Source organism: Rosenbergiella nectarea, from assembly GCF_900111105.1.
Classification (GTDB): domain Bacteria; phylum Pseudomonadota; class Gammaproteobacteria; order Enterobacterales; family Enterobacteriaceae; genus Rosenbergiella; species Rosenbergiella nectarea.
The window spans coordinates 355,516-374,548 of sequence record NZ_FOGC01000001.1 but is presented as its reverse complement, the minus strand read 5'-3'; the positions used below and the strand labels follow the sequence as shown (position 1 = coordinate 374,548).

22 protein-coding genes and 1 other RNA gene are annotated in these 19,033 nt (G+C 49.3%); 13 read left to right on the top strand and 10 right to left on the bottom strand.

The annotated features are described in order from the left end of the window. Positions 1-237 precede the first annotated feature (237 nt). From BMX14_RS01815 to BMX14_RS01785, 7 genes are all read left to right on the top strand, one after another. On the top strand, positions 238-1,191 hold the full coding sequence (locus BMX14_RS01815) for a TerC family protein (RefSeq protein ID WP_092671864.1): 954 nt from the start codon (positions 238-240) through the stop codon (positions 1,189-1,191). A 240-nt stretch (positions 1,192-1,431) separates the two neighbouring features. After that, positions 1,432-2,661 carry a serine/threonine transporter SstT gene (gene sstT / locus BMX14_RS01810; RefSeq protein WP_092671861.1) on the top strand — a complete coding sequence of 410 codons (1,230 nt, stop codon included), beginning with the start codon at positions 1,432-1,434 and terminating at the stop codon, positions 2,659-2,661. 319 nt (positions 2,662-2,980) lie between these two features. Next, a complete protein-coding gene (locus tag BMX14_RS01805) occupies positions 2,981-3,649 on the top strand; it encodes a DedA family protein (protein WP_092671858.1) in 669 nt (222 codons plus the stop codon). Further along, positions 3,649-3,972, top strand: a complete 324-nt coding sequence (gene mzrA / locus BMX14_RS01800; protein WP_092671855.1) for an EnvZ/OmpR regulon moderator MzrA — start codon at positions 3,649-3,651, stop codon at positions 3,970-3,972. The genes BMX14_RS01805 and mzrA overlap by 1 nt, the downstream gene beginning before the upstream one ends. A gap of 145 nt (positions 3,973-4,117) precedes the next feature. Beyond that, the gene (locus tag BMX14_RS01795) at positions 4,118-4,423 is read left to right on the top strand and encodes a DUF883 family protein (protein WP_048912756.1); all 306 of its coding nucleotides are present in this window, start codon (positions 4,118-4,120) and stop codon (positions 4,421-4,423) included. Between the two features lies 1 nt (position 4,424). Beyond that, positions 4,425-4,823, top strand: a complete 399-nt coding sequence (locus BMX14_RS01790; RefSeq protein WP_092671852.1) for a phage holin family protein — start codon at positions 4,425-4,427, stop codon at positions 4,821-4,823. Further along, positions 4,820-5,101 (top strand): YqjK-like family protein, encoded by a 282-nt coding sequence (locus BMX14_RS01785; protein ID WP_092671849.1) that lies wholly within the window; start codon positions 4,820-4,822, stop codon positions 5,099-5,101. The genes BMX14_RS01790 and BMX14_RS01785 overlap by 4 nt, the downstream gene beginning before the upstream one ends. Before the next feature lie 20 nt (positions 5,102-5,121). Here the strand turns inward: BMX14_RS01785 and BMX14_RS01780 are convergent, their stop codons facing one another. From BMX14_RS01780 to BMX14_RS01760, 5 genes are read right to left on the bottom strand one after another with little or no spacing between them, the layout of a single operon-like run. Next, positions 5,122-6,030 (bottom strand): LysR family transcriptional regulator, encoded by a 909-nt coding sequence (locus tag BMX14_RS01780; protein WP_092671846.1) that lies wholly within the window; start codon positions 6,028-6,030, stop codon positions 5,122-5,124. 9 nt (positions 6,031-6,039) lie between these two features. Beyond that, a complete protein-coding gene (dolP, locus tag BMX14_RS01775) occupies positions 6,040-6,609 on the bottom strand; it encodes a division/outer membrane stress-associated lipid-binding lipoprotein (RefSeq protein WP_092671843.1) in 570 nt (189 codons plus the stop codon). An 11-nt stretch (positions 6,610-6,620) separates the two neighbouring features. After that, positions 6,621-7,211, bottom strand: a complete 591-nt coding sequence (gene diaA, locus BMX14_RS01770; protein ID WP_092671840.1) for a DnaA initiator-associating protein DiaA — start codon at positions 7,209-7,211, stop codon at positions 6,621-6,623. A gap of 23 nt (positions 7,212-7,234) precedes the next feature. Further along, positions 7,235-7,621 carry a YraN family protein gene (locus BMX14_RS01765; RefSeq protein WP_092671838.1) on the bottom strand — a complete coding sequence of 129 codons (387 nt, stop codon included), beginning with the start codon at positions 7,619-7,621 and terminating at the stop codon, positions 7,235-7,237. Beyond that, positions 7,579-9,609 (bottom strand): penicillin-binding protein activator, encoded by a 2,031-nt coding sequence (locus BMX14_RS01760; protein ID WP_092671835.1) that lies wholly within the window; start codon positions 9,607-9,609, stop codon positions 7,579-7,581. The genes BMX14_RS01765 and BMX14_RS01760 overlap by 43 nt, the downstream gene beginning before the upstream one ends. Before the next feature lie 61 nt (positions 9,610-9,670). On the opposite strand from BMX14_RS01760, the gene rsmI reads away from it, so the two are divergent. Beyond that, the gene (gene rsmI / locus BMX14_RS01755; RefSeq protein ID WP_092671832.1) at positions 9,671-10,537 is read left to right on the top strand and encodes a 16S rRNA (cytidine(1402)-2'-O)-methyltransferase; all 867 of its coding nucleotides are present in this window, start codon (positions 9,671-9,673) and stop codon (positions 10,535-10,537) included. Positions 10,538-10,587: 50 nt separating this feature from the next. Next, an RNA gene (gene rnpB, locus BMX14_RS01750) (RNase P RNA component class A) lies at positions 10,588-10,960 on the top strand. Between the two features lie 40 nt (positions 10,961-11,000). Here rnpB and BMX14_RS01745 read toward each other — a convergent pair. Beyond that, positions 11,001-12,179 (bottom strand): MFS transporter, encoded by a 1,179-nt coding sequence (locus tag BMX14_RS01745; protein WP_092671829.1) that lies wholly within the window; start codon positions 12,177-12,179, stop codon positions 11,001-11,003. Between the two features lie 97 nt (positions 12,180-12,276). Here BMX14_RS01745 and BMX14_RS01740 point away from each other — a divergent pair, with 97 nt between their 5' ends. Next, positions 12,277-13,062, top strand: coding sequence for an AraC family transcriptional regulator (locus BMX14_RS01740; protein WP_092671826.1), 786 nt, complete (start codon positions 12,277-12,279; stop codon positions 13,060-13,062). Positions 13,063-13,075: 13 nt separating this feature from the next. Here the strand turns inward: BMX14_RS01740 and BMX14_RS01735 are convergent, their stop codons facing one another. Together BMX14_RS01735 and pmbA are read right to left on the bottom strand one after the other, a co-directional pair. After that, positions 13,076-13,468, bottom strand: coding sequence for a cytochrome b562 (locus BMX14_RS01735; protein ID WP_092671823.1), 393 nt, complete (start codon positions 13,466-13,468; stop codon positions 13,076-13,078). Positions 13,469-13,480: 12 nt separating this feature from the next. Then, a complete protein-coding gene (pmbA, locus tag BMX14_RS01730; protein ID WP_092671820.1) occupies positions 13,481-14,821 on the bottom strand; it encodes a metalloprotease PmbA in 1,341 nt (446 codons plus the stop codon). A gap of 114 nt (positions 14,822-14,935) precedes the next feature. Between pmbA and yjgA the strand changes: the two genes are divergently transcribed. Next, positions 14,936-15,478: a ribosome biogenesis factor YjgA gene (gene yjgA, locus BMX14_RS01725; protein ID WP_092671817.1), complete on the top strand. Its 543-nt coding sequence runs from the start codon at positions 14,936-14,938 to the stop codon at positions 15,476-15,478. A 44-nt stretch (positions 15,479-15,522) separates the two neighbouring features. Here yjgA and mpl read toward each other — a convergent pair whose 3' ends face one another. Beyond that, a complete protein-coding gene (gene mpl / locus BMX14_RS01720; RefSeq protein ID WP_092671814.1) occupies positions 15,523-16,890 on the bottom strand; it encodes a UDP-N-acetylmuramate:L-alanyl-gamma-D-glutamyl-meso-diaminopimelate ligase in 1,368 nt (455 codons plus the stop codon). Positions 16,891-17,033: 143 nt separating this feature from the next. Here mpl and fbp point away from each other — a divergent pair, with 143 nt between their 5' ends. Both fbp and ppa read left to right on the top strand, forming a co-directional pair. After that, positions 17,034-18,026 carry a class 1 fructose-bisphosphatase gene (fbp, locus tag BMX14_RS01715; RefSeq protein ID WP_092671811.1) on the top strand — a complete coding sequence of 331 codons (993 nt, stop codon included), beginning with the start codon at positions 17,034-17,036 and terminating at the stop codon, positions 18,024-18,026. Positions 18,027-18,109: 83 nt separating this feature from the next. Further along, the gene (ppa, locus tag BMX14_RS01710) at positions 18,110-18,640 is read left to right on the top strand and encodes an inorganic diphosphatase (RefSeq protein ID WP_048912771.1); all 531 of its coding nucleotides are present in this window, start codon (positions 18,110-18,112) and stop codon (positions 18,638-18,640) included. A gap of 43 nt (positions 18,641-18,683) precedes the next feature. Here the strand turns inward: ppa and BMX14_RS01705 are convergent, their stop codons facing one another. Further along, entirely contained in the window at positions 18,684-19,031 is a 348-nt protein-coding gene (locus BMX14_RS01705) for a gamma-glutamylcyclotransferase family protein (RefSeq protein ID WP_092671808.1), read from the bottom strand. Positions 19,032-19,033 lie beyond the last annotated feature (2 nt).

Here is a 19,033-nt window from a genome sequence, read left to right as displayed (position 1 = left end):
GTATTTAAAAATATTACAAACAATGATTGTTTAAGCCCCCCAAATTTCCTATGCTGGTGTGAGCAAAGGGGAGTAACTTCAACGCTGGCAGATCGTCATTACGTGTGAAAACACCGGTCGTCAGGCAGTACGATAAGTATTGTAAGTGAGACCTTGCCACTCGGTGAGGTTTGCAATAATTCCGCTTTGACTGCCGACACCACCCTTTTTATTTTTCCGTTAATAAGGAATTATCTTATGCAGACTGTCGGCACTCCACTCATGTGGGGCATCTTCTCCGTTATCGTCATCATCATGCTTATCATCGATTTACGGCTACAAAGCTCAGGACGTTCAGGCAGTATGAGTGTGAAACACGCTGCGCTATGGTCACTGGTTTGGGTAGGCATATCGCTGGGCTTTGCCGCTGGCCTTTGGTTTTACTTACAACATCTCTCGGGTAATGCGGTTGCATCAGAACAGACCCTAAACTTCCTGACCGGCTATGTGTTAGAGAAAGCCTTAGCGGTCGATAATGTCTTTGTGTGGTTGATGTTATTCAGCGCTTTCGCCGTTCCTCCCGTGCTTCAGCAACGTGTTCTGGTTTATGGTGTATTAGGGGCCATCGTTCTGAGAACAGTGATGATTTTTGCGGGCAGCTGGCTGGTCAACGAGTTTAGCTGGATCCTTTATATCTTCGGCGCGTTTTTGGTCATCACCGGTATCAAGATGTTTTTCTCGAAATCGGACGAAGAGAATCAGGAAGAGAGTCGCATACTTCGGTGGTTGAAAAAACGTATGCGTGTGACCGACCAACTGGAAGGCGAGAAGTTCTTCGTGATCCGCCAAGGTGTACGCTATGCCACGCCATTGTTGCTGGTGTTAATCATGGTTGAGTTAAGCGATGTAATTTTTGCGGTAGACAGTATTCCCGCTATTTTCGCCGTGACCACTGACCCCTTCATCGTATTAACGTCAAATTTATTCGCAATTTTAGGCCTGCGAGCGATGTACTTCCTGTTATCAGGTGTGGCTGAAAAATTCAGCTTATTGCAGTACGGACTCGCCGTAATCTTGACCTTTATCGGGGTGAAAATGTTACTGATCGATATATGGCACATTCCCACTGCTGTCTCACTCAGCGTTATCGCCACTATCTTGATTGTGACCTTAGGGCTAAATCACTGGCTGAATATTAGAAAAAAATCATAACATGACAAAATACTGCAAAGGGCATCGGACCCTTTGCAGTGACACCAAGAAAATATTAACTAAACGAATATTATCTCTAAAAATCCCCCCATTACGATACTTTACCCCTAGAACAAATCATTCTCCCGATAAGATTCGCTTTAACTTAACTCTCGTTTTCTTATACTGCCGCAGCAAACACGCTTCAATAACGCGTTCTCGCGCGAAGCCCTTTTCAAAAACAATGACTAAGAAAGAATGATGACTTCAAAATCCACAGGGTTAGTAAACTGGATACGTTCGGGAAATTTAATCACTCAAATTATTTTTGCGCTTATTGCAGGGATAATACTGGCACTGGTCTCCAAACCTGCTGCGCAAAGTGTTTCTTTGCTTGGCGAGTTATTTGTTCACGCCCTTAAAGCCGTTGCGCCAATATTGGTTCTTCTGCTTGTCACGGCCTCGATTGCTAACCATCAGCAAGGCCAGAAAGTGAATATTCGCCCGATTGTCACGCTCTATCTACTGAGTACTTTCTTTGCTGCCGTTGTCGCGGTGGTGGCCAGCTATCACTTTCCACAAACACTGATTCTGACCGATGCCCACTCTGGGAGTGAAGCGCCTAAAGGTATCTTAGCGATTGCACAAGGTATTTTACTTAGTATGGTCGTCAACCCGGTCGATGCATTAATTAATGCTAACTATATTGGTATCTTAGTCTGGGCAATCGCTCTGGGTTTGGCCTTTAGGCATAGCTCGGCTGCCACGCGGAATCTATTAAATGACCTATCTTCGGCCATTACGTGGCTGGTCGCCAAAGTTATCCGCTGTGCCCCTATTGGTATTTTTGGATTAGTCGCCTCTGTTTTAGGGACAAATGGCTTCAGTGCACTGTCTAGCTACATTACTCTACTGCTACTGCTTATCGGCTGCATGCTAATCATGGCGTTGGTGGTCAATCCGCTATTGGTCTTTTGGAAAATCAGACGCAATCCCTACCCGTTAGTGTTTCTCTGTTTAAAAGAGAGCGGTGTCACCGCCTTTTTCACCCGCAGCTCTGCCGCCAATATTCCTGTTAATATGGCAATAGCAGAACGCTTGGGACTTGATGAAGACACTTACTCGGTCTCGATTCCGTTAGGGGCGAATATCAGTATGGCCGGGGCCTCAATCACTATCACAGTGTTAACCCTAGCTGCCGTCAATACCTTACATATCAGCATCGATCTACCCACCGCAATTATGCTCAGCCTGGTAGCTTCACTCTGTGCCTGTGGTGCGTCGGGAGTGGCTGGCGGTTCCTTACTGCTCATCCCAGTAGCCTGTAATATGTTTGGCATCCCCAACGAGGTGGCAATGCAGGTGGTCGCCATTGGTTTCTTGATAAGCGTCCTTCAAGACTCAGCAGAGACCGCCTTAAACTCATCGACCGATTTATTATTTACCGCTGCGGTCTGCCAAGCAGCCAATGCGAGTGAACAACAGTTATAAAGTCAATTCAGAGCCTCAGCATCCGCGAGGCTCTTATCCTTCTTGTTCCCTGCCCACAGTCAACAAAAAACGAAAAGTGTCAGCCTGTGTAAAAAGGGTTGGGATTCTTGGCCAACCTGCGTAAAACTCCCGCTCTAAGGACAATTAAAATGTTTATCACCCTAAATTTTTGTTACACTTGACGTCAATGTGCGAGCAAGGAAGTTGATAAGCGTTTACTTTTCAGATCGTTTTCACAGCGCATAATAACAGTACTATTGGCGTAAATGTGTCAGACCTTGGCACTGGTGCCAGATCCCTTATTCATTAGGAATGTTAAATGGATACTTTGCAGGCCCTGCTCACCGCCCTTTGGCATCAGGATTTTAACACGCTCGCCAACCCATCTTTGGTGTGGATGCTTTACGGTATCTTGTTTATTATTATCAGTCTTGAAAATGGACTTTTGCCTGCGGCATTTCTTCCCGGTGATAGCTTATTAATTCTCGTCGGTGTACTGATTGCGAAGGGAACCATGAGTTTCCCCTTAACCCTATTTATTCTTACTACGGCAGCCAGCTTGGGCTGTTGGTTTAGTTATATTCAAGGCCGATGGTTAGGGAATACGCCATTGGTGAAGAAGTGGCTATCGCATATTCCTCAAAAATATCATGAGCGTACCCATACATTGTTTGAACGCCATGGCCTTGCTGCACTGCTCATTGCGCGCTTTATCGCATTTGTCCGGACCTTATTACCGACCTTAGCCGGCGTTTCGGGCTTACGCAGTGCACGTTTTCAAGTCTTTAACTGGCTCAGCGGTTTTCTATGGGTATTGATTTTAACTTGCGCCGGCTATGCGTTAGGTAAAACGGCCTTGTTTCAAAAGTACGAAGATAAACTGATGTTTTGCTTAATGTTGCTGCCCGCAGTGTTATTGGTAGGCGGTTTAATCGGTTCGTTAATTTTACTGTGGCGTAAGCGTAAAGCATCAAGGCCTCAATATTAATGCGTTCTTTACTCATCAAGTCTCCGCGACAACTCTTTATTGCCGCGATACTCTTTCTTATTGTACTTGCCGTGGCGGTGTTCGCTTACCAGTATACTTGGCAATCGCCCGAAGCCATTGTAAAGATCAATGTAACGAATCACGGTGTTTCGCTGCCCGATGGTTTTTTCCTTTACCAGCACTTGAGTGCAGAGGGAATTACTATCAAATCTATTACCTCTGATAGCGATTCACTGATTATCAGTTTCAATTCAATTGAAGATAGCCATGCCGCTGAAAAGGTGCTTAAGAGAATTCTTGATAACAGTTATCGCATTGAATAGTGTTAAAAAATTATTACCTCCCTCTCTTTGAACTTTCAAAAAGCCCATCTATACTTAATTTAGTATTTATTAAATGATCCCCTACCTTAGGTAGGCGTTCATGACCCATTTAAACTGGACTTAATCCCCCCAAAAGGAGTCTCTGATGTCGAAGAATAATGCATCTAACGATTTACGCGCAGAATTAGCTTCATTAGCAGACACACTCGAAGAAGTGTTAAATCAAGGTAGTAGCAAATCTCGTACCGAACTTTCACGCTTACATCAGAAAGCACAGGATGCTTTACAAAATTCTCGTGATCGCTTGGGTGATTCCGGTGAGCGTATCGCACAGTCTACCCGCGACGCCGCCCAAAAAGCAGACTCTTACGTACATGATAAACCTTGGCACGGTGTTGGCCTTGGCGCAGCGATTGGCCTAGTGGTCGGCATTCTTATCTCACGGCGCTAAGATGAGTAGCTCAAGACCTGGTTCAGCACCAGGAGAAGGCATTCTAGGAGTGGGTCAGCGCATATTGACCAGCCTAGTCAGCATTGCTGAAACACGGATCCGTTTAGTGATTGTCGAGCTAGAGGAAGAGAAAGCTAACCTTCTGCAGATGCTGCTGATGGTTGGTCTGACGATGATCTTTACTGCATTTGGTTTAATGAGCTTAATGATCCTCGTTATTCTTGCGGTACCACCCAGTGCGAGGCTCTATGCCATCGTCATCACGACAGCCGTTCTGTTCGGCCTAGCGATTATTTTTGGCGTCTGGGCACTGGTGAAATCTCGCCGCTCTACTCTGCTGAAACATACTCGCAAGGAGTTGGATACTGACCGTAAACAACTCGAGGAGAAACAGGCATGAGTCGTAGAGAACGTGAAGCACGCAAGCAAGAATTATTAACGACTATTCAGACTCAACGTATGGATCTTGTCTCTTGTCAGCAACAATGGCTCGTCGCCACTTCACGTTACGACCAGTTATGGTCTGCCGCCTATACTGCACGCCGCTACTTCGCGATCGGCGGGAGTGTCTTAGCGTTATGGGTAGCCAGAAAACCCAAGACACTAAGCCGCCTCGTCAAGAGAGGTTTTGGATTGTGGAGCAGTTGGCGAATGATTAAAAAGATGATCCCACGCTAATCGCTCTTTAGAAATTCCCGCTAACTCTGCGGGAATTTTTTTGCAAAGAGCTTAGGGATCTCGCGCAATGCCCACGATTTAGCTTCACCCATGCTATCTCGCCTCCAGGCCATAATCACGTCAATATCCCGCTGATAGGTATCCGAAATCACTTTCAAACGCCCTTGGCGCAAGTCTTCTGCGATCATCGGATACGGCAAGGTGCCTACGCCCAAGCCTGCGACAATAGCGCGATATTTATTCTCGAGATTACTGACTGTTAACCGGCTCTGCCGATCAAGTACCTGCACGGTAATCGTCGGGCGTATGCGTGCTGAATCAGCTACCGCGATACCACGATATTTGAGACGCGCTGACTCTGCATCAGGGTCGGGTTCGTTAAGAATGGGATGGTCAGCACTCGCCACATAGAGGCTTTTCATGCTGTAAAGTTTACGGCTATTAATTTCAGTTGAGGTCCTAAAATGGAGCGTTGGGGCAATCACAATATCCGCTCGTCCCTCTTCTAGGCTTTCCCATGCCCCTGCTAAGACTTCGGTCAGTAAATTGAGCTGCGTGTGGCTCTTTTCTTCAAGCTTATTCACGAGAGGATAGAGGTATTCGCAGCTCACCAAGGCTTCACAGACTATCGTAAGCTGCGGCTCCCAGCCCCTAGCCAATGCTTCAGCATCTCCCGCCAGCTTATCCGCCGCATCGAGTAGAAAGCGCCCTCTTTCCAGTAAAAGGCGGCCTACATTAGTAAATTTTGTTCGGTGGCCAGAACGGTCAAAAAGCACAACATCAAGCTCGTCTTCCAGTTTTTGCATGGTGTAGCTGAGTGCCGACGGAACTTTACCTAACTCCTCGGCCGCCGCGGCAAAACTCCCGCGGCGCTCTATTGCATCCATCACGCGTAAAGCGTCTAAGGTTAATGCGCGCTCTTTAGGCATAAGGTCACTTTATAAAAACGTATAAACGGTGGTGACATGTTTCACGCCATTCACCCGACTGGCCAGATCCGCCGCAGCTTGGCCTTCTGCCGCGGTGACTAAGCCCATTAAGAAGACTTCACCATTCTCAGTCGTCACTTTGATGCTGGAGGACTTTACTTGATCGCTTGCCAGCAGTTGTGAGCGGATTTTGGTGGTGATCCAGGTATCGGAGGAAGAGGTTCCTAAGCTGACATTACTGCCGATACGGATTTCATTATAGACTTCAACCGTACCATCCGTTTTCGCCGCAATTTCACGTGCGGTATCGGCTAAGGCTTGACTCGGGGCTTGTCCGGTCAACAGGACTTTCCCTTGATAAGCCGTGTCATTGATATGGGCGGTAGTTTTAATTTCTTTATTTGTTGCCAAGGCATTGGCGACACGAAGCTCTAAGGTGCCATCGTCGACCTGAGTCCCCACGGTACGGGCATCAGTGGCTGATTTGGTGGCAACACCTGCTGAACCAATCAGTACCGCGGCACAGCCCTGCAGGGCGAATGTGCTGCAAAGTAAGACAGCCAAAAAGGGGAATCTCATTCTATTTCTCCTTAACCTTCCTGATGAGGAAAAAGTGAGTTATCAATTAACTCGCTTAAACAATTAACAGTTAGCATATGCATTTCTTGGATACGCGCATTGCGGTGCGACGGTATCCTAATTTCAACATCTTGGGGTCCGAGCAACCCCGCTAATACCCCACCATCAAAGCCGGTTAATGCCACGATGGTCATATCACGGGTCACGGCAGCTTCTACGGCCTTCACAATATCTGGGCTGTTTCCGCGTGTCGAGATGGCCAACAGGATATCCCCTGCCTGACCCAACGCCCGCACTTGCTTAGCATAAATTTCATCGTGCTGGCGTTCATTACCAATCGCCGTGAGCATAATATTATCTGCGCTCAAACAGAATGCAGGGAGGCTTGGCCGTTCATTCTCAAATTGGTTGATCATTGTGGCGGTAAAATGCTGTGCATTGGCGGCGGAAGCGCCGTTACCACAACTCAATACTTTATTACCATTGAGTAGACACTGGACAATCACCATGGTGGCTCGAGAGATAGCGTCGGGTAGCGCCTCAGCCGCGGCGATTTGTGTTTGTATACTTTCAGTAAAACACGCTTTAATTCTATCCTGCACTGCATCACCTAACTTTGTTGATCTTAGTAAAAAGCGTTTTTGATCCAGTTTACGCGAGATCCCGTCACCGCAACTACATCAAACCGGCAATTTGCGGTCGATAAACACTTATCTTGGTTAGCTAACCAATAAGCCGCCGCGGTCTTAATTTTCTGTTGTTTACGCCAAGTGATGCTTGCTGCCGCGTCACCGTAGGCGCAATTTTTACGATAGCGAACCTCGACAAAAACGTAAGTTTGCTCGTCTAGCATAATCAGATCAAGCTCGCCATGTCGATAGGAGACATTACTGGCGATCCAGCGCAAGCCGGCCTGACACAAATAGTGGCAAGCGAGCTTTTCCATTTGCTCGCCTTGCTGCCGTCGAGTTAATTGACGGGAACAATCTCCCCGTGAGTATATTGGTTCCATGATAACGTCCTGTTGATCACGCAATTTTGTGTCGCTTTCAGCAGGCCAGTATTCCCTTGAAGTTGGTAACCCGGTTGCTGGCGAAGCGGAGTGAAATGGTTAGCTAACGTCCAAGCATCGACGCCCATCGCGTAGAGTCGTGTCAGGGTATAGTCTTGGTTGAACTGACCGGTGACCTGCTGTTTTAAGCTAGGGTTGGCACCCGATAGCAGCGGGATATCACTAAACTGTAGCCCTTCCATTTCGAAGCGGAAATCCGGTCCTGCGCCCGCTTGAGAACTGAGTGAATTCGCATAAAACGCCACACGGCTTTGTGAACCAATTTTCATGGTGATTAGCGGCTTGATTAAATCTAATGAAGCTTGGTTCGCCACGATATAGACAGAATCCACGTCTCCGCTTGCGGCCACAGGCTGAGCGCTCGGCGCATCAAAAGTCATGCCCGCGACAGTGACGGCACCGTTGTCTGAACTTGGCGCGGCCGTCACCGGTGTCCCGCCTAAGGCGATTCCTGCGTTACTGTTAATCTTACTTCGTAATTCACTTTCTGAACCGATGGATTGACGTAATACCGTTGCCCCGCCTAAAGATTGCCACTGACGGGTAAAGGCTGCAGCGACCCTATCTCCCAATGAATTACTTGGCAGTAATAGCACTGGGGAGCGTTTTCCTTGCGCCCACATATGCTCGGCAGCATCACGTGCTTCATTCTCCGGAGATAACGCAAAGTAACAAACGTTAGGATAGTTTTGTAAATCAGGCGGTTCATTCAATGCCAGAATATTCAACGAGGTTTGGGTTGTCACGGCTTTCGCGACATCATCTTTCAATAAAGGTCCAACGACTATGGTCGCCCCCTCTTGCTGGGCTTGCTGGAGTAGCTGGTCAATCGGATGACCGTTCGTATCGTAAACTTTAATTTGTGCGGCCGTATTGGCGGAAGCCGTTCCTGGAATAGTTGCCGCTTGATTCGACGCCTCTGGTGTCGCGGTAGAGGTATCCGCTGCTGCGGGAGTCGCCACTGCCGAAGGGCTAACCGCTGCATCACCGGTCGCCGAAGCCGTCGTTTGCGGCGCGCGGATCACGGTATTTGCATCGGTCGTTGCGGGTGCGCTCGCCGCTAAGTGACCATTACGCGCATCTTCGAAGCCTTGTTCAATCGCTTTCGAGAAGACGGCACCCGGTCCCGATAACGGTAAAAGAAGCGCTATCGTATTAGTGGACGCGACAGAGAGATTCATCACCTGTGCCAAGCCAGCGGGCAGCGTTTTCGAGGCTGGGTTATCGGGATAACGCGTCTGCCAGTCTTGCACCGCATGCTTCAGGTTATCTTGATCACCACGGTTTTGATAATAGACGCCCAATAGATCTAACCAACCCTGCAAGATATTTTCATTTGCATTGATAGTGATATTACCCACTTGATCCTGCGGGATAGTCACCAAGGTCTGCCACGTTGCATCGAGGTTTTTCTGTTGTGCCCTGCCTGCTGAATGAGGTTGTAAAGCGATATAGGCACGTAAGACGTCTACTGGGGCTTCGCCCTGCGCACTGTCGATCATCAGGTGATAGTAACGCTGACGCTGCGTAGCGTTTAAGCCTTGTACCGATAAGGCACTAAGCTGCTGAGCCGCTTCACGGAATTGTTTCTGACTTATCGCATACTGCGTTCTGAGAAAATGGCTCTCGACCTGTTGTTCGGCGGTCAATTGGCTCGGCAATTGTTGCAGTTGCTGTCCAGCTTGTGTCAGCTTACCCTCGTCAAGTAATGCGCGTATTGCGAGTAATTGCCAATGACTCCTGCTATCATCGTGGCTTTGCTGCATCTGTTGCAGATAATAAGCAGAGCCTTGATTCGCAGTGGGTTGGAGAGTAGCCGATGGCGTCTGATTTTCTTGATTGACACCACAGGCGGCCAAAATAAATCCGGCCAACACAACAGGAACAAAACGCCCTGCGTTACGACGATTCACAAATGAAGAAAGCATAGAGCACCCATTATGTTTTTCTCAGAACGCCCTATAGTAAAGCGGCAATTCGGATGAAACAATGAAACAACACGATCAGTCAGAGATTTCTGTAGGAACATTATATATTGTTCCTACCCCTATTGGTAACTTAGCCGACATTACCCAACGCGCGCTGACCGTCTTAACAAAGGTCGATTTGGTTGCAGCTGAAGATACACGCCATACCGGCCTACTCCTACAACATTTCGCGATCAATGCGCGCTTATTCTCATTGCATGATCACAATGAGCAGCAAAAAGCCGATGTACTGATAAGTAAGTTACAGCAAGGGGAAAGTATAGCCTTGGTTTCCGATGCAGGAACCCCCTTGATCAACGATCCGGGCTATCACCTCGTGACCCGTTGCCGCCAAGCTGGGCTTAAAGTCGTCCCACTCCCGGGGGCCTGCGCCGCAATAACTGCGTTAAGTGCCTCCGGACTGCCTTCTGATCGTTTTTGTTACGAAGGGTTTCTTCCTGCCAAAAGTAAAGGTCGTCGTGATGCCTTACGGGCAGTGGTGGAAGAACCTCGCACCTTAATCTTCTATGAATCGACTCACCGTTTACTGGATTGCCTGGCAGATATGGTCAGCGAGCTCGGCGAACATCGCCATGTTGTGCTCGCCCGGGAAATTACCAAGACGTGGGAGTCTATCCACGGAGCTCCGGTCGGTGAGCTGTTGGCGTGGGTTCAGGCTGATGAGAATCGCCGCAAAGGCGAAATGGTACTGATCGTGGCGGGCTATCAAGCACAAGAGGAAGAACTTCCCGTAGAAGCCTTACGTACCCTAGCCTTATTGCAGGCCGAACTGCCCTTGAAGAAAGCGGCAGCATTGGCGGCTGAGATCCATGGCGTGAAGAAAAATGCGTTATATAAGCATGGATTAGCGCAGCAGCAGGCTAATTAAACAATAGAAAGACGTGACAATGGCGGTAATTTCCCCTATCATCCGCCGCCGAAGCTGACCAGACAGTCGCCGCTTCGTCGTCGTCCCGAAAGGGAGACGGGCGGAGGGGAGGAAAGTCCGGGCTCCATAGGGCAGGGTGCCAGGTAACGCCTGGGGGGCGCAAGCCCACGACCAGTGCAACAGAGAGCAAACCGCCGATGGCCCGCAAGGGATCAGGTAAGGGTGAAAGGGTGCGGTAAGAGCGCACCGCGCGGCTGGCAACAGTCCGTGGCACGGTAAACTCCACCCGGAGCAAGGCCAAATAGGGGTTCACATGGTACGGCCCGTACTGAACCCGGGTAGGCTGCTTGAGCCAGTGAGCGATTGCTGGCCTAGAGGAATGACTGTCCACGACAGAACCCGGCTTATCGGTCAGCTTCACCTTTTTTGAGAAGAGGTTACTGCATGCAGTAACCTCTTTTTTTTACTCGTCCATCAGTCGATTTTTCCCAGCAAGCAAGCCCATCGCCATCATTGCAATCGCTAAGAGTAGACAAAAAAGTAAGGGCAAGTGCCAGCTTCCGCTCTGTTCATGTAACTTCCCCATCGCGGCGGGGCCAGCTGCCGCTAATAAGTAGCCCACCGCCTGTGCCATCCCTGAAAGCGCTACCGCTTGGTGAGCCGAACGACTGCGTAGTCCAATCAACGATAGGCCCAGAATCATCGCGGCACCCGACCCGATTCCTCCAAGCCCGACCCACAGTATTGCCCAGCCTGGCATCCCCCATAATCCTACAAGACTCACCACCCATAGGCTTGCCATCGCCATGGCGAGCCAACGCTGATCGCGATAACGTGCAATCACCGCACCAATAATGAGGCCAGGCAGTGCAGTCGCTAATTGCAGTAATCCATGTAAGCTACCGGCTTTGGTCGCCGAGAAACCGCTGTCCACGAGCAGTACAGGCAACCAACTGACCAATACGTAATAAATCAGCGAGTTCAATCCCAGAAAGAGCGTTATTTGCCAAGCCAAGGATGAACGCCAAATCTGTGCATTGCTGCTCATCGCCGGCCGCGATAAACCGGTAACCGCCCTCCCTTTAAGCTGTTGCGCCCAGACTATCAAAGCAATCAACGGGAAAATGAGTAAGCTTAATGAGGCTTGCGCCCATCCCAAATGCGTCGCAAGCGGCACCACCAATACGGAGGCTAATGCTGCGCTTATCCCCATCGTTAATGAATAAGCGCCCGTCATTTTAGGGAGGATACTCACGAAATCACGCTTCAATAAACTCGGTAGGATCACATTGCCAACGGCAATACCCGCACCGATGATCACGGTTCCGAGATAAAGAAAGGTGACCGTGCCCAACGCCCGCAGCATAACCCCCAGGCAAATCGCTACCAAGGCTACGGCGACACTACGTTCTAACCCGAGGTAACGGGTTAAATAAGGCACCATTGGCGAGAGTAAGGCAAAAGCCAGTAGCGGTAAGGTAGTGAGCAGCCCTACCTGCATAGTCCCTAACCCTAAATGGTGGCCGAGTGTTGCTAACAGCGGGGCTAACCCTGTAAAAGGCGCTCTTAAGGTTGTCGCAACCAGTAAAATGCCAATGATTAATGATTTTTTTGAGTGGTGTGTCATAGCAGGTGACGCCATAGGAGAATCTCTTTCAAGTAACGTGAGCGTAGCATAGCCTCTCTACACCCTGGTGAAATCAAGCTATAATGACAATTTATCGCTAAAAATGGACAACATGCACGCTCCCACTATGCCGCAAGGCTTCGATCCAGATCGCCATCTCGATAAGGTGGGGGCGTTTCGGGTTAACGCCGCGGACTCATTCCCTGAATTACCCTTTCATCAGCACCGTAAAGGGCAGTTAATTCTTCCCTTGCGAGGGACCCTTACCTGCCAAGTAGAAGATGGCATTTGGATGGCGCCGACCGGTCAAGCCATCTGGATCCCAAGTCAAGTCATCCATAGCAATCAAGTCTCCCAGCATGCAGAGTTTTGTTTCGTCTTTATTGAACCGCACAGCGCCGACATGCCCAAGGAGTGCTGTACGTTACGTATCTCCCCTCTCATCAGAGAGCTGATTTTTCGTTTAGCGTCTCTTCCCCTTGACCAGTATCAGACCCCTAAGACGCAGCGTTTAATCACAGTCCTGCTCGATCAACTGGTTGAGCAACCTATAGGTAAGTTGCAGCTACCGATGTCGAGTCATCCTAAAATTCGTTTGTTAGTAGAGGCCATCCAGCAACCCGGCCAAGCGAAGCATCCTGCCGCCTATTGGGCAAAAAAATTAGCGCTAAGTGAGAGAAGCTTAGCGAGGCTGATGATCAGTGAGACCGGATTGAGTTTTCGTCCATGGCGACAGCAGTTACCGCTGATTCTTGCTATCAATCGACTGGTAGAAGGGGAGCGCGTAGAGATTATCGCCCATGAACTAGGCAATGAATCGGTGACTGCGTTTATCACCATGTTTAAGAAAGCGCTAGGCATTACCCCTGGCCAATATCGGCAGGGTTTTCATGCCTAGCATGACTGACAAACTAGCGGTACTTACGATGATTTTCGTTGCGTAAGGCCGCAATCTGTTGCGCGATCTGCTTGGCCTCAGCCAGCTTACCGAGTTTGACCTGTTGCTCAGCTTGATTGACTTTAGCGATTAACTGATCGAACGCATCACGCCAGCCCTGCATGGCAGGGCTTTGCGGTGCACTCCCCGCTAACGAGGGGGGTGTCGCCGTTTTGGCGTCTTTTGCTGCATCTCGCATTTGCGTTAACGCCTGCTGCATTTCACTCGGCTGATGACTGCTCAATACTGTACTCAGACCCGAGGATAGGCTGAGCATATCCCCTTCTAAGTCCGCGGCTCGTGCGGTAAAAGTCAACGAGGAACAAATCAGCGCGGTACCCAGCACGACGAAACCTATTTGGCGCATAACATCTTCCCTTTATTGGCCGGCAATACTCATCTGTTCTAACAGAATCGATCCACATTGAATATTGCCACGCTCGTCAATATCATCGCCGACTGTCACCATCGTACGCCACATATCCTGCAGGTTACTGGCGATGGTGATTTCGCTGACGGGATATTGAATTTCACCATTCTCCACCCAAAATCCTGCAGCGCCACGTGAATAGTCGCCGGTCATTGCGCTAACACCCTGCCCCATTAGTTCAGTCACCACCAGTCCGGTGCCCATTCTTTTCAGTAACTGTTCAAAGCTTTGACCTTGACCGGCTAAACGCCAGTTGTGGATGCCCCCTGCGTGACCGGTGCTCTGCAAACCCAGTTTGCGAGCAGAGTAGCTGGTCATCAGCCAAGTTTGTAAAACCCCTTGGTCGATAATCGTACGTTGTTGAGTACGTACGCCTTCGCTATCGAAAGGCGAGGATGCCGTTCCTTTAAGCAGATGCGGTTGTTCAATAATCGATAGCCACTCTGGAAAGATTTGTTTCCCAAGGCTGTCGAGTAAAAAGGTCGATTTACGATAGACGCTGCTACCGCTAATGGCGCCAACGAGGTGACCGATCAATCCACTCGCCACTTCCGGTGCAAAAAGGACGGGTGCTTTACGGGTAGAGAGTTTTTGGGGGGACAGACGTGACAGCGTACGGCGTGCACACTCTTGTCCAACCCACTCTGCGCTTTTCAAGTCGGCAAAGTCACGCCCTGAGGTATAAGCGTAATCTCGTTCCATCTGACCATTCTGCTCGGCAATCACCGAACTAAACATGGAGTGACGGGTTGAACAGTAGCTTTTCAAAAATCCGTGGCTATTCCCAAAGACGCGTATCCCAGCATGGCTGCTGAAACTTCCCCCTTCGCTATTCACGATACGGGGGTCACATTCCAATGCCGCTTGCTCAGCCGCTGCCGCATACTCAATAGCGCGATCTGGGGTAATGGAGAGAGGATGATAAAGGTCTAAATCCGGGGCGTCCCATGCCAGTAAGGAGGCATCCGCCACATCCGAGAAAGGATCTGCTGACGTATAGCGGGCAATATCGATGGCCGCCTGCACCGCACGTTCAATCGCTGCAGGGCTTAAATCGGTGGATGAGGCACTCCCTTTACGCTGCCCCAGATAAACGGTGATGCCTAAAGCACCATCGCTATTAAATTCAACGTTTTCGACTTCACCATAGCGAGTGCTTACGCTCAGTCCAGTCGTTTTATTGACGGCGACTTCTGCGCCATCTGTGCGGCTTTTTGCGAAGGTTAAGGCATGTTCGACTGCGTGTTCAAGAACCTGTTGTTGTTCTAAAACTTGAAGAGATTCACTCATTGCTCTGCCATCTGCTGTTATCTGAAGGTAGAATGAGTTTAACAGAGTCAGAGAACAATTTCGCAGTCTGGCTGTAACCTGATAGCATAAGCCACTTTTTTTAGGAGCCCTACCATGATTAACCCGCCCGATGAGTGGCTCGACCACCAGCCTGATCCGCAAGATGAAGAAGACGAAGAGATTATTTGGGTCAGTAAAAGTGAAATCAAGCGTGATGCAGAAGAGCTTAAGCGTCTCGGCATGGAGATGATGGAGTTAAGCAAGAACGAACTCGATCGACTCCCGCTAGATGAAGAGTTACGTCAGGCCATTGAATTAGCCCAACGGATCAAAAAAGAAGGACGCCGTCGCCAAATTCAATTAATTGGTAAAATGCTGCGTTCGCGTGATGAACAGCCTATCCGCCTCGCGCTCGATAAGCTGAAAAACCGTCATAACCAGCAAGTCGCACTCTTTCACAAATTGGAAGTCCTGCGTGATCGTCTGATTGAGCAGGGAGATAGCGCGATGGATGAGGTGATTGAGCTGTACCCTGCGGCGGATCGCCAACAGCTTCGCAGCTTGATCCGTAATGCACAAAAAGAGAAAGCCACGAATAAGCCTCCAAAATCATCGCGCCAGATTTTCCAATACTTGCGTGAACTTGCCGAAGCCTAATCGTTAATTGCCGCCCAGCGTCAACACTGAGCGGCATGGTTTGATTACACTGCGTTTAAGGTCGACAGACTGTCCAGCAGTTTCTGATGGATCCCCTCGAAACCACCATTGCTCATCACTAAAATGACATCGCCTGGCTTCACGGACTTCATGATCATCGCGACCAAATGAGTGATGTCGGCGCTCCATTGTACCGGCTGGACACAGGCTTCTGCCACATCGGAAACCTGCCAAGGGATGTGCCCCGGCTGGAACAGAAACACCTCGTCGGCGCGTGCCAATGAAGGGGCGAGCTCATTCTTGCTGACACCCAACTTCATCGTATTCGAACGAGGCTCTAACACTGCTAGAATACGACGAGTACCGCCAATCTTACTGCGCAGAGCAGAAAGCGTCGCCAAGATAGCCGTAGGGTGGTGAGCGAAGTCATCATAAACCTCAATTCCGTTCACCGTCCCGCGTAATTCAAGACGGCGTCTCGCATTGACGAATTCATTTAACGCTTTCGCTGCGTCGTGTGGAGTGATGCCGATATGCCGGGCAGCGGCTATCGCCATCAAGCCATTATGCATATTATGTTCACCGACCAATCCCCACTCGACCTCTGCTACCACTTCATTGTTCAGCTTCACCGTCCAACGGGAGGCGTCGGGGCAGCTTTTCTGTGCAAGCCATTGACCCTGTGGGCCAGTTGTCTCTTGCTCGCTCCAGCAGCCCATACCGACAACATGACGCAGATTATGATCTTGTTCTGGCCAGATCACTTTTCCTTTACCCGGCACAATCCGCAATAAATGGTGGAACTGTTTTTTCACCGCATTTAGGTCATCAAAGATGTCTGCATGGTCAAACTCAAGGTTATTCAGCACCAGCGTACGTGGACAGTAGTGGACAAATTTCGACCGTTTATCGAAAAAGGCACTGTCATATTCATCTGCCTCAATGACGAAAAACGGGCTATCGCCCAACCGTGCCGAGACATCGAAGTTACCCGGTACGCCGCCGATGACAAAACCCGGTGCCATCCCACACGACTCAAGGATCCACGCAACCATACCGGAAGTTGTCGTCTTACCGTGGGTCCCGGCTACGGCAATCACCCAGCGATCACGCAGAATAAAATCATGTAGCCACTGCGGGCCTGAGACATAGGGAATATTATTTTCGAGCACCGCTTCGACGCAGGGATTACCCCGCGACATCGCGTTACCGATAATCACTAAATCGGGAGCCGGATCCAGCTGCTGGGGATCGTAGCCTTGCGTCAGACTAATGCCTTGTTGTTCCAATAAGGTACTCATCGGTGGATACACGTTCGCATCAGACCCTGTTACCTCATGTCCCAAAGCGCGCGCGAGAATGGCTAAGCCACCCATAAATGTTCCACAGATACCGAGAATATGAATTCGCATAAAGAGATCTACCACTAAGTTTTTTGTACAGTTTACCTATATCGCATTTAGGAGCAACTGAGAGGATTGATTTGATCCGGTCCGCAGTGTAGCTTGACTAGACTGTTAATGAAAAGTAAACCAATATACGATCAGGATACGCAATGAAGACCTTAGGCGAATTTATTGTTGAAAAACAAGCAGACTTTCCCCATGCCACCGGTGAGCTCACCGCCCTTCTTTCAGCAATCAAACTTGGCGCGAAAATTATTCATCGTGATATCAATAAAGCGGGCTTATTAGATATTCTCGGCGCGAACGGGATCGAGAATGTACAAGGCGAGCAACAGATGAAGCTCGACTTATACGCGAATGAAAAACTGAAATCTGCGCTAAAAGCCCGTGGGATTGTTGCTGGGATCGCCTCTGAAGAAGAGGACGAGTTCGTTATTTTTGAAGGCTTCGAAGATGGCCGTTATGTGGTCTTGATGGATCCGCTGGACGGTTCATCAAACATCGATGTTAACGTTTCGGTAGGAACTATTTTCTCTATCTATCACCGCGTCACACCGGTCGGTACACCGATTACCGAAGAAGACTTTATGCAACCGGGTCGCCAACAAGTGGCCGCGGGCTACGTCGTCTACGGTTCGTCGACCATGTTGGTGTATACCACTGGTAACGGTGTTAACGCCTTCACCTATGATCCGTCTTTGGGGGTATTCTGCTTAAACCAAGAGCGTCTTACCTACCCCTCTACCGGAAAAATGTACTCCATTAACGAAGGTTATTACGTGCATTTCCCGGCTGGCGTGAAAAAGTACCTGAAATTCTGCCAAGCAGAGGATGAGGCGACGCACCGCCCTTATACCTCGCGCTATATCGGCTCATTAGTGGCTGACTTCCACCGTAACCTACTCAAAGGCGGCATTTACCTCTATCCACAAACAGCGAGCCATCCAAAAGGGAAACTCCGTTTATTATACGAGTGTAACCCAATGGCCTTCTTAGCAGAGCAAGCGGGCGGCAAAGCCAGCGACGGTGTCAACCGTATTCTCGATTTGAAACCGCAAACCATCCATGAACGTTGCCCATTTTATGTCGGTAACCAATACATGGTGGAAGATGTCGAACGTTTTATCAGTGAAAATCAGTAAGCGATTGAAAAAATCGGACACATACCGGTGCGTAATTCGCTATACTGCGCACCACGAATTTTACTGATAAATAGGAATCAATCATGAGCTTGAACCTCGTCGAAGCAGGTAAAGACTTACCTGAAGATATCAACGTTGTTATTGAAATCCCTGCAAATGCTGCACCGATCAAATATGAAGTTGATAAAGAATCAGGCGCTCTGTTTGTTGACCGTTTCATGGCAACCGCAATGTTCTACCCATGTAACTACGGTTACATCAACCACACCCTGTCTTTAGATGGTGACCCGGTTGACGTCTTAGTCCCAACGCCTTACCCATTACAGCCAGGTTCAGTCATCCGTTGCCGTCCAGTTGGCGTCCTGAAGATGACCGACGAGTCAGGCGAAGATGCTAAAGTGATTGCTGTGCCACACAGCAAACTGTCTAAAGAGTACGATCACATTAAAGATGTTAATGATCTGCCTGAGTTACTCCGTGGCCAAATCGCACACTTCTTCGAGCAATACAAAGCGCTTGAGAAAGGTAAGTGGGTAAAAGTTGAAGGTTGGGGCGACGCTGCTGCTGCGAAAGCAGAAATCGTTTCTTCTTTCGAACGCGCCCAACAGAAGTAATTGCTCCAAAAAAAACGCCGTCTATCGTGACGGCGTCTTTATTTTAAGGGTTATCACTCCTATCTAGCCAATCCCCACTCGCTATTTGTGGGCGACCTGCCACAGAACGCTGATAAATATACACCCACGCGCTGCCGTAAGGCGTCGAGACCAGCTGGCGTTTATATTCGCCCCCTTTGGTTCTCAAGGCATCCAGTTCACCTAAGGTCATGGCATCGATACGATACACTTCACCCTCAATCGTCCCTTCACCGGGGATCACCCCCGGATAGTGGCCAAGATTATAAAGCTCGTAGCCTTCGACTTTATAGTCACCCAGCCACTGAGCATTCGTCATCCAATGACTATTTCCCTGCTTACGTCGTAAACTGCCATAGACAATGATTCGCATAG